This window comes from Rhodococcus sp. P3_B8, assembly GCF_056402775.1.
In genome coordinates this window covers 1-9171 of record NZ_JBFUGT010000263.1, presented here as the reverse complement: position 1 = coordinate 9171, position 9171 = coordinate 1, and the positions used below count along the sequence as shown (strand labels likewise).

General features: G+C 69.3%; 11 protein-coding genes. 8 read left to right on the top strand and 3 right to left on the bottom strand.

Annotated elements, in window-relative coordinates:
- Positions 1-9: 9 nt before the first annotated feature.
- On the bottom strand, positions 10-708 hold the full coding sequence (locus AC1D1G_RS36480) for a histidine phosphatase family protein (protein WP_011594100.1): 699 nt from the start codon (positions 706-708) through the stop codon (positions 10-12).
- 40 nt (positions 709-748) lie between these two features.
- Complete coding sequence (locus tag AC1D1G_RS36475; RefSeq protein ID WP_043788485.1) at positions 749-1594, bottom strand: undecaprenyl-diphosphate phosphatase; 846 nt, start codon at positions 1592-1594, stop codon at positions 749-751.
- Between the two features lie 236 nt (positions 1595-1830).
- Here AC1D1G_RS36475 and AC1D1G_RS36470 point away from each other — a divergent pair, with 236 nt between their 5' ends.
- The 5 genes from AC1D1G_RS36470 to AC1D1G_RS36450 all read left to right on the top strand — a co-directional run bounded on the left by AC1D1G_RS36470 (position 1831) and on the right by AC1D1G_RS36450 (position 6527).
- A complete protein-coding gene (locus AC1D1G_RS36470; RefSeq protein WP_280780035.1) occupies positions 1831-2760 on the top strand; it encodes an aldo/keto reductase in 930 nt (309 codons plus the stop codon).
- 98 nt (positions 2761-2858) lie between these two features.
- The gene (locus AC1D1G_RS36465) at positions 2859-3545 is read left to right on the top strand and encodes a biliverdin-producing heme oxygenase (RefSeq protein WP_317570576.1); all 687 of its coding nucleotides are present in this window, start codon (positions 2859-2861) and stop codon (positions 3543-3545) included.
- On the top strand, positions 3542-4582 hold the full coding sequence (locus AC1D1G_RS36460) for a heme/hemin ABC transporter substrate-binding protein (protein WP_477955926.1): 1041 nt from the start codon (positions 3542-3544) through the stop codon (positions 4580-4582). Before AC1D1G_RS36465 ends, AC1D1G_RS36460 begins: the two co-directional genes overlap by 4 nt.
- On the top strand, positions 4579-5652 hold the full coding sequence (locus AC1D1G_RS36455) for a FecCD family ABC transporter permease (RefSeq protein ID WP_477955925.1): 1074 nt from the start codon (positions 4579-4581) through the stop codon (positions 5650-5652). The genes AC1D1G_RS36460 and AC1D1G_RS36455 overlap by 4 nt, the downstream gene beginning before the upstream one ends.
- On the top strand, positions 5649-6527 hold the full coding sequence (locus AC1D1G_RS36450; protein ID WP_477955924.1) for a heme ABC transporter ATP-binding protein: 879 nt from the start codon (positions 5649-5651) through the stop codon (positions 6525-6527). Before AC1D1G_RS36455 ends, AC1D1G_RS36450 begins: the two co-directional genes overlap by 4 nt.
- Before the next feature lie 10 nt (positions 6528-6537).
- Here the strand turns inward: AC1D1G_RS36450 and AC1D1G_RS36445 are convergent, their stop codons facing one another.
- The gene (locus AC1D1G_RS36445; RefSeq protein ID WP_005243085.1) at positions 6538-6891 is read right to left on the bottom strand and encodes a hypothetical protein; all 354 of its coding nucleotides are present in this window, start codon (positions 6889-6891) and stop codon (positions 6538-6540) included.
- Between the two features lie 185 nt (positions 6892-7076).
- On the opposite strand from AC1D1G_RS36445, the gene AC1D1G_RS36440 reads away from it, so the two are divergent.
- The 3 genes from AC1D1G_RS36440 to AC1D1G_RS36430 form a co-directional block, all read left to right on the top strand.
- Positions 7077-8087, top strand: a complete 1011-nt coding sequence (locus AC1D1G_RS36440; RefSeq protein ID WP_283335158.1) for an NHL repeat-containing protein — start codon at positions 7077-7079, stop codon at positions 8085-8087.
- Entirely contained in the window at positions 8088-8327 is a 240-nt protein-coding gene (locus AC1D1G_RS36435; RefSeq protein ID WP_005243088.1) for a DUF5703 family protein, read from the top strand.
- Positions 8328-8337: 10 nt separating this feature from the next.
- On the top strand, positions 8338-9171 hold an 834-nt coding region (locus AC1D1G_RS36430; protein ID WP_477955922.1), incomplete at its 3' end, for a quinone-dependent dihydroorotate dehydrogenase.

Sequence of the window (9171 nt, the reverse complement as noted above, 5' to 3'; positions counted from 1 at the left end):
GCCTAATCCTCACAGGCGGACCTCCCCGCCGGGCACCGATCCGGATACTTCGGCGCGGGCGCCGTCTCCGGACACCGGTGGCGTGTTGACTCCGGACAGATCGGCGCCGGTGTCGTTCATCTTCAGCACGTACGGACGGGTGGAGGTGTACCGGACGACGCTGATCGAGGCCGGCTCGGCGACGATCCGCTGGAATCCGTCGAGGTGCGCGCCGAGGGCGTCCGCGAGGACCGACTTGATGACGTCGCCGTGTGAGCACGCCACCCACACGACGTCGCGGCCGTGCAGTTCCGCGAGCCGTGCGTCGTGCTCGCGGACCGCGGCGACGGCCCGGGCCTGGACCTGCGCCAGACCTTCTCCCCCCGGGAACACCGCGGCGGACGCGTGCTGCTGCACGATCTTCCACAGCGGTTCCTCGAGCAGGACCTTCAGCTCGCGACCGGTCCACTCGCCGTAGTCGACCTCGACCAGCCGATGTTCCACCACGGGGGTCAGGCCCCGGGCCCGGGCGAGCGGTTCCACGGTCTGCTCGCACCGCACGAGCGGCGAATGCACGATCTCCTCGATGGCCACGTCGGCGAGCCGGGACACGATGGCTTGCGCCTGCTCGCGGCCGCGGTCGTCGAGTTCGACTCCCGGTGACCGGCCGGCAAGCGTGTGTGCAGTGTTCGAGGTCGACCGCCCGTGGCGCAGCAGCACAACTGTCATTGGCCCAGCCTAGTGTCGTGCACTCCCCGGCTGCCCGATCTCAGGTGGCCGACACGACGCCGGTCGCGAGAAGCGACAGGACGATCACGCCGAGGATGATGCGGTAGCCGACGAACCAGTACATCGAGTGGTCGACGACGAAACGGAGCAGCCACGCGATCGACGCGTAGCCGATGGCGAACGCGATCGCGGTGGCGACGAGAAGCTGCGGGCCGCTCGCGTTGAGACCCTCACCGGCCGGTTCGAACGCGTCCGGCAGGCTGAACAGCCCGGACGCGACGACCGCGGGGATCGCGAGGAGGAAGGAGTAGCGCGCCGCGGCTTCACGGGTGAGTCCGAGGAAGAGGCCTGCGCTGATCGTGCCGCCCGACCGCGAGACGCCCGGGATCAGTGCGAGCGCCTGGGCGGAACCCATGATGATGCCGTCCTTGGCACGCAGGTCCTCGACGGGACGCACCTTCCGCCCGTAGTACTCGGCCGCCGCGATGACCAACGCGAACACGATCAGCATGGTGGCGATCAGCCACAGGTTGCGGGCACCGGTGCGGATCTGGTCCTTGAACAGGAACCCGAGCACACCCACCGGGATCGTGCCGATGATCACATACCAGCCCATCCGGTAATCGAGATCACTGCGATGCTCGGGATGGAACAGTCCCCGGAACCATCCGGCGATGATCCGTCCGATGTCGCGGGCGAAGTAGATGAGCACCGCGGCTTCCGTGCCGAGCTGGGTGACGGCGGTGAAGGACGCACCGGCGTCGTCACCGAAGAAGATCTCCGACACGATCCGAAGATGGCCGGACGAGGAGATCGGCAGGAACTCGGTCAATCCCTGGACCGCACCGAGGACAATCGCCTGGAGCCAGGACATCGCCTCGCCCATCACTCACCGGTCCCGAGGTCGAATGTGCCGCTCTGACGCCAATTTCCCATGTCGCGTTCGTAATTCACCGGCGCCACGGTACCGGGGAGGGCGACCTCCGGCAGAATCCGGCGTGGCAGGACCCCCTGCCCCGCGATACCCCACTACTCTGCACCTGTGGTGGCCGGTTCCGGGGGGCACCAGCATCTTCGGGGGTGACGCCGGGGTTGCAGCTACGGTACGAGACGCAGGCGGTTATGGAACAGAGATCGGTCGGAGCAAGCGGGTTGCGAGTGTCACGACTCGGCCTGGGCACGCTCACCTGGGGTCGGGACACGGACGGCGACGAGGCCGCGGCGCAGATCGCGGCGTTCGTCGATGCGGGCGGAACGCTCGTCGACACCTCGCCCGCGTACGGCGACGGTGTGGCGCAGCGGATCCTGGCGGAACTGCTCGACGACGTGGTGCCGCGAACGGAACTCGTCCTGAGCTCGAGTTCCGGGATCAACCCGTCGGGTCCGTCACGAATCGACTGCTCGCGGCGCGGTCTCGTCGCCCAGCTCGACGCCACTCTGCGCGAACTCGGCACCGACTACCTGGACATGTGGCAGGTCGCCACCTGGGATCCGTTCACGCCGGTCGACGAGGTCGCCGCCACACTCGATTTCGCGGTGGCGAGCGGCCGGGTCCGGTACGTCGGGGCGCGGGGTTACCTCGGGTGGCAGCTGGCCACCGCGGCAGGCGCGTCCCGCGGCACCACGCTCGTCGCCACCCAGGTGGAGTACTCGCTGCTCGCCCGGGGAGTCGAGGAAGAACTGGTTCCGGCCGCGGTACATCACGGCATCGGTGTGTTCGCTGCGGTGCCGCTCGCCCGCGGAGTCCTGACCGGCAAATACCGCAACGGCATCCCCGTCGATTCCCGCGGTGCCGACGACGCGCACGCGCAGGACGTCCAGAGTTACCTCGGCGACTCCTCCGTCCGGGTGGTCGACGCGGTCGTGACCGCGGCCGACGGGCTCGGCACGTCCCCGCTGGCCGTCGCGCTCGCGTGGGCGCGCGACCGTCCGGGTGTTGCGAGCGCGGTCGTCGGGGCGAGGGACATCGCACAGCTGACCGGGGTGCTCGTCGCCGAGGAACTGGAGTTGCCCGCCGCGATCGCGGCGGCGCTCGACGACGTCAGCGCCTAGCGTGTGCAGGAGCAGGCAGACATGCACCTGCAGTTCACGTGCAGGGCAGGCTAACCTGGTGCCCACCGGCCGACGCCCGTAGATCTGCAGGAGAGTCCATGACCACGCTGAACGAGGCCGACGCGGCCGATCGCCGAACCGTCGGCTTCGCCGAGCGCATCAAGGCGGGGACGGACGCCGCTCACCGGGAGACGGAGCAGTCCCGCTTCGTCGGGGCCCTCCTCGCCGGTGAACTCACCTCGGACGGCTACGCCGAACTGCTCGCGCAGACGTACCTCGTCTACTGCGAACTCGAGGACGCCGGGCGCACCCACACCGGCAACCCCGTCGCGTCGCCGTTTCTCCACGACGAACTGCTGCGGGTTCCGTCGCTGGAAGCGGATCTCGAGTTCCTGCGCGGGCCGTCGTGGCGCGAGACGGTGGCCGCACTGCCCGCCACCACCCGTTACGTGGAGCGGCTCCGCGAGGTGGCGTACGAGTGGCCCGCCGGTTTCGTTGCGCACCACTACATCCGGTATATGGGAGACCTGTCCGGCGGGCAGATCATCCGGCGCATGCTCGAACGCGCCTACGGGTACACCACCGACGGCCTGCAGTTCTACATCTTCGACGAGATCCCGAAACCGAAGGTGTTCAAGGACACCTACCGCGCGAAACTCGACGCCGCGCCCCTGACTCCGGCGGACCAGCAGCGGGTGATCGACGAGGTCAACCTCGCCTACCGGCTCAACGGCGACCTGTTCGCCGCCCTCGAAGCGGACATCGACCGGTACCTCGCACGATGAGATCGGTGTTCCGGACCCGCACGGACAGGTCGCTGTTCGCCGTTCTCGTCCTGCTTCTCGTGTCGGCGATAGCGGTGACGGCGTGCACTTCCGGCGCCGGTGACAGCGCCGGCGGCACCGGCGGTGCGCGCACGGCGGTCCTCGACGACCTGAATCCCGAACCCCTCGAGTCCCCTGCCACGCCGGTGCTGCCCGTCACGGTCCGCAGTTTCGACGGGGTGGACGTGACGATCACGGACGCGAGCAGGATCGTGACCGCGGACCGCTACGGAACGCTCACCGAGACGGTCTTCGCACTCGGACTCGGCGACAACGTGGTGGGCCGGGACATCGCCTCCGAGTTCCCGGCCGCACAGGACGTGCCGGTGGTGACACCGGGCGGGCAGTCCCTCAACGCCGAGGCCATCCTCGACCTGGCGCCGACGGTGATCCTCACCGACACCAGCATCGGACCGCAGGCCGTGCAGGATCAGCTGCGGGCAGCCGGTGTTCCCRTCGTCTTCTTCGATCCGACGCGGACCCTCGAGGGTGTGCCCGCCCAGATCACGGCGGTGGCGAATGCGCTCGGCGTGCCCGAGCAGGGCCGCGAACTCGCGGCCCGCACCGAGAGTGAGATCGCCGCCGCCCGGAGTCGCGCCCCCCAGGGCGACGATCCGCTGAAGATCGCGTTCCTCTATCTGCGCGGCACCGCGATCACCATGATCGGCGGCCCGGGGTCGGGCGCCGACTCGCTGATCGACGCGCTCGGCGCAGTCGACGCCGGCACTGCATCGGGCATCACGCAGCAGTTCGCGCCGATCACCAGCGAGGCCCTGATCGCCGCCGCCCCCGACGTCCTCCTGATGATGACGGGCGGGCTCGAATCGATCGGCGGCATCAAGGGACTCGAGAAGATCCCCGGGGTGGCGCAGACTCCGGCGGGCAAGAACCAGCGCGTCGTCGACATGCAGGACGGGGTGCTGCTGAGCTTCGGCCCCAACACGGGCCGTGTTCTCGGCGCGCTGGCCGACGCCGTCTACCCGACCGACAATCCATGACCGTCGAAGACCTCCACACTCCGGGTAAGCCTTCCTCACGCACTCGAACCGGTGCCGTTCTCGGCGGTCTGCTGATTGCCCTTGCTGTCGCCGCCGTCTTCTCGGCCTGCATCGGGCAGGTGCCGACCGGACCCGGAGAGGTTCTCGGCAGCATCCTGCACCGCATCGGGCTGGATCTCGGGCCGATGCCCGCGCATCCCAGCGGGGAGGTGACGCTGTGGGAGGTTCGGTTCCCGCGGGTGGTCCTTGCCATCCTGGTCGGGGCGGCGCTCGGATGCGCGGGAGCGCTGCTGCAGGGTGTGTTCGCCAACCCGCTCGCCGAACCCGGCGTCATCGGGGTGTCGGCAGGCGCCGCGGTCGGCGCCAGCGCCGCCATCGTGGTCGGCGGCGCGTTCGCGGCCGGGTGGACGGTGGCCGCGGCCGCATTCGTCGCGGGCCTGATCACCACCGTCGCCGTGTACGTCCTCGCCCGCCACGAGGGCCGCACCGAGGTGGTCACCCTCGTCCTCACCGGGGTGGCGGTCAACGCGTTCGCCGGCGGCCTCATCGCCTTCTTCACGTTCGTCGCGTCCCCCGCGGCGCGCGATCAGATCGTGTTCTGGCAACTGGGCAGCCTCAACGGGGCCACCTGGAACGCCGTCGCGGTGGTGGCGCCGATGACCGTCGCCGGGATCGCCGCCACGATGATGATCGCCGGGAAACTCGACCTGCTGTCTCTCGGCGAGAGCGCGGCCCGGCACCTCGGCCTCGACGTCGAGCGGCTGCGTCAGATCGCCGTGCTGATCGTCGCCCTGCTCGTCTCGTCCAGCGTGGCCTTCACCGGCATCATCCTGTTCGTCGGCCTGGTGGTCCCGCACCTGATGCGCATCGCCGTCGGGCCGGGCCACCGGGCCCTGATTCCGGCGAGCGCGCTGTGCGGCTCGCTCGTGCTGCTCCTCGCCGACCTGGGCGCCCGGTCCCTCGTGGCGAACGCGGACCTTCCGCTCGGCATGCTGACGGCCCTGGTCGGCGGGCCGTTCTTCTTCTGGTTGTTGCGCCGCACCCGGKCCAGTCAGGGCGGGTGGGCATGAGTCCGGCATTCCACCCGCTCCGCACCCGGGTCGGCGAGGCCATCGAGCAGAGCCTGTTCCGACGGACCGACCCGGTGCCCCCGCCGCGCTCCTCGGGGGCCGTGACGCTGCGGGCGGACGGTATCGCCGTCACCCGCGGGGGCAGGCCCGTGCTCGACGACGTGTCCGTGGACGTGCGGATCGGCGAGGTCCTCGTTCTCGTCGGCCCCAACGGGGCAGGCAAGTCGACCCTCCTCGCGGCGCTGTCGGGCGATCAGGACGTGCACACGGGAACCGTGCACCTCGACGACCGGGACCTCGGCGAGTGGACGGCGCTCGAGATGGCCCAGCGCCGGGCGGTCCTTCCCCAGCAGAACACGGTCGGATTCTCGTTCACCGCACGTCAGGTGATCACGATGGGCCGCTCACCGTGGGCGCGCACCCCCCGCTCCGACGACGACGCCGCCGCGATCGCCGAGGCCATGCGGATCTGCGACGTCGTGGCATTCGCCGACCGGCCGTTCACCGCGCTGTCGGGTGGCGAACGTGCCCGGGTGGCCCTGGCGCGGGTGCTGGCGCAGCGCACCGAGACGATCCTGCTCGACGAGCCCACCGCTGCCCTCGACCTCGGGCACCAGGAGACCGTGATGCATCTCGCCCGCTCCCGCGCGGAGCAGGGCACCGCGGTGGTGGTCGTCCTCCACGACCTCGCGCTCGCCGCCGCATACGCCGACCGGATCGTGGTCCTCGAGCAGGGACGTGTCGCCGCCGACGGCCCGCCCGGCGACGTTCTGTCCGAGGAATTGCTGACCCGGGTGTACGGGCACCCCGTCGAGGTCATCGAGCACCCGGTGACCGGTGCGACCCTCGTCCTCCCCCGCCGCGACCGGCGCTAGACCGCGGGGTTCACAGCCCGTCGATGACCGCCCCGAGACGGCTGAGGACCGCACGGACGGTGATCCCGTCCTCCGGCCCTGCCACGTGGGAATCGGGATCGGACACGGCATCTCTCACGACGGCGACGATGCTGCGTTCATCGGTCAGGTCGATCTCCCGGACCGAGCGCCGCGCCGACGCGACGATGTCGTCCGGAGCCGGGACCTCGGTTTCCACGTCGGCGCGGTAGACCTCGACGTGCATCGTGCTCTTGCGCACCCGGAATGCGTAGGAGTTACCTTCTGCGGTCCGGCCGAAGCCGTGTGCGTGCGGTCCTACCGAGATGTCTTCGACGGTGAACGTCGGTGTTTCGGGTATTTCCACGGTCTTCTCCTCGATGACCTGGGCCGGCGATCGGGAGACCGCCGGGCGCGGGGTCGATGTTTCTCACGGTATCGCCTCGGCACCCGCTCGGCACCGACCGCATTTCGTGGGCGTTTCGCGGATCAGGGATGCTTGTGGGCAGTTGTACAGGTGTAGGTCGATGAGAGAACCCCGAGGAGCAGCACATGGGTAGACCGGGAGCGCGCGTCGTCGCCTCGTGTATCGGAGTGGCATTTCTACTGGTCACGGGCTGTTCGTCGAACTCCGACGAGGATCAGGCGATCACGATCGCGCCCGCGAGTGCCGCGCAGTCCCCGGCCCAGAACACCACGCCTGCCGGTGTCGTCCACCCTGTCGGCGTGCCGATCGAGTCCACCACATTCGACCCCGAGACCCGCACGACCGTCGTGCTGGGAGGCGAAGGCAACCAGGTCCTGCTGTTCCCGGCGGGGGATTTCACGGCGCCTCCGCGGGTGATTCCGCTGGACGACACCGTCGCCCAGGTCTCCCTTGCCCCCGGTGGTGTGGCGCTACTCGCCATGAACACCCAGGTAGGACGCCTGGACCTGCGGACGGGTGAGGTGACGTTCGTCCCCGCCGACGGCGACGTCCGGTCGGTCGCCCAACTGCCCGACGGGCGGCTGGCGATGGGCCTGGGCAATGGCGAGATTCACATCGTGAACACCGAGACGAACGAGTCACAGGTGATCGGCGGTCTCACGTCTGTCGACGGACTTGCCGTCGTCGGCGACTCGCTCACCGCTCTCGATCGTGGTCAGACGTCCGTCACCGCCATCGACGTCCCCGCTGCCGCGCTCGGTGTCGCGCTGCGCGCCGGGGAAGGCGCGACTCAACTCACGACCGATCATTACGGACGAATCCTCGTCACCGACACCACCGGCGACGAACTGCTCGCCTACACCACCGACACACTGATGCTCCGTCAGCGGTTCCCCGCCGGGCTCGCTCCGTACGCCGTCGCCTACGACGACACTGCCGACCGCGCGTGGGTCACGCTGACCGAGACCAACGAAGTGGTCGGATTCGACCTGTCGAGTGGTGTCGGCGTGGAAACGGCGCGGTATCCCACCGTCCGGCAGCCGAACTCTGTCACTGTGGATACCGTGAACGGTGACCTCCTGATCGGTTCCGCGACGGGAGACGGCCTACAGCAGATCCCGACGAGGAGTTCGTAGATGGCATCGCATTCACGTCGACTCCCCTCCGGGTGGGAGATCGAATCCGAGGACTTCGAGTACGTGCCGCTTCGGCTGCCACCCGACGTCACCCGCATCAGCGCTTCGATGAGGTTGGCCATCCAGGCGGAATTCGGTGGCTGGGAGCTGTCCCGAGTCCGCCTGTACTCCGACGGAAGCCGCCGTGTGCTGCTCAAACGAAGGAAGACCGCTCACCATGTCCCCGACCCCGCAATCTAGGGAGACCTCCTTGTACCACCTGCTGTTACGGGTGATGTTCCGCGTTCCGCCGGAGCGGATCCATCACCTGGCCTTCGCCGCGATGCGCCTGGTCACGCGGTTCTCGCCGCTGCGCCAGCTCGTCGGCAAGGTTCTCGTCGTGGACGATCCGGTACTGCGGAACACCGTGTTCGGACTCGACTTCCCGGCGCCGCTCGGACTCGCCGCCGGGTTCGACAAGGATGCGACCGGCGTCGACGCGTGGGGCCCCCTCGGCTTCGGTTTCGCCGAGGTGGGCACCGTCACCGCCCAGGCCCAGCCCGGCAACCCGTCTCCCCGCCTGTTCCGGCTGCCCGCGGACCGCGCCCTGATCAACCGGATGGGTTTCAACAATCACGGTGCAGGCAATGCCGCCAATCATCTCCGTCAGCGCCGGGCCGGTGTGCCGATCGGCGCGAACATCGGCAAGACCAAGATCGTCGACGCCGCGGACGCCCCGGCCGATTACACGGCGAGCGCGCAACTGCTCGGTCCGCTGGCCGATTTCATGGTGGTCAACGTCAGCTCCCCGAACACCCCGGGACTGCGGGACCTGCAGGCCGTCGAATCTCTCCGACCTCTCCTGCGTGCCGTTCTCGACTGCGTGACCGTCCCGGTTCTGGTGAAGATCGCACCCGACCTGTCCGACGACGACGTCGACGCGGTCGCGGATCTCGCGCTCGAACTCGGCCTGGCGGGCATCGTCGCGACCAACACGACGATCCGCCGAGACGGGCTGAACACCCCGGACGACGCGGTGGCGGCGATCGGCGCGGGCGGGTTGTCGGGACCTCCGGTCGCCGAACGATCCCTCGAGGTCCTCCGC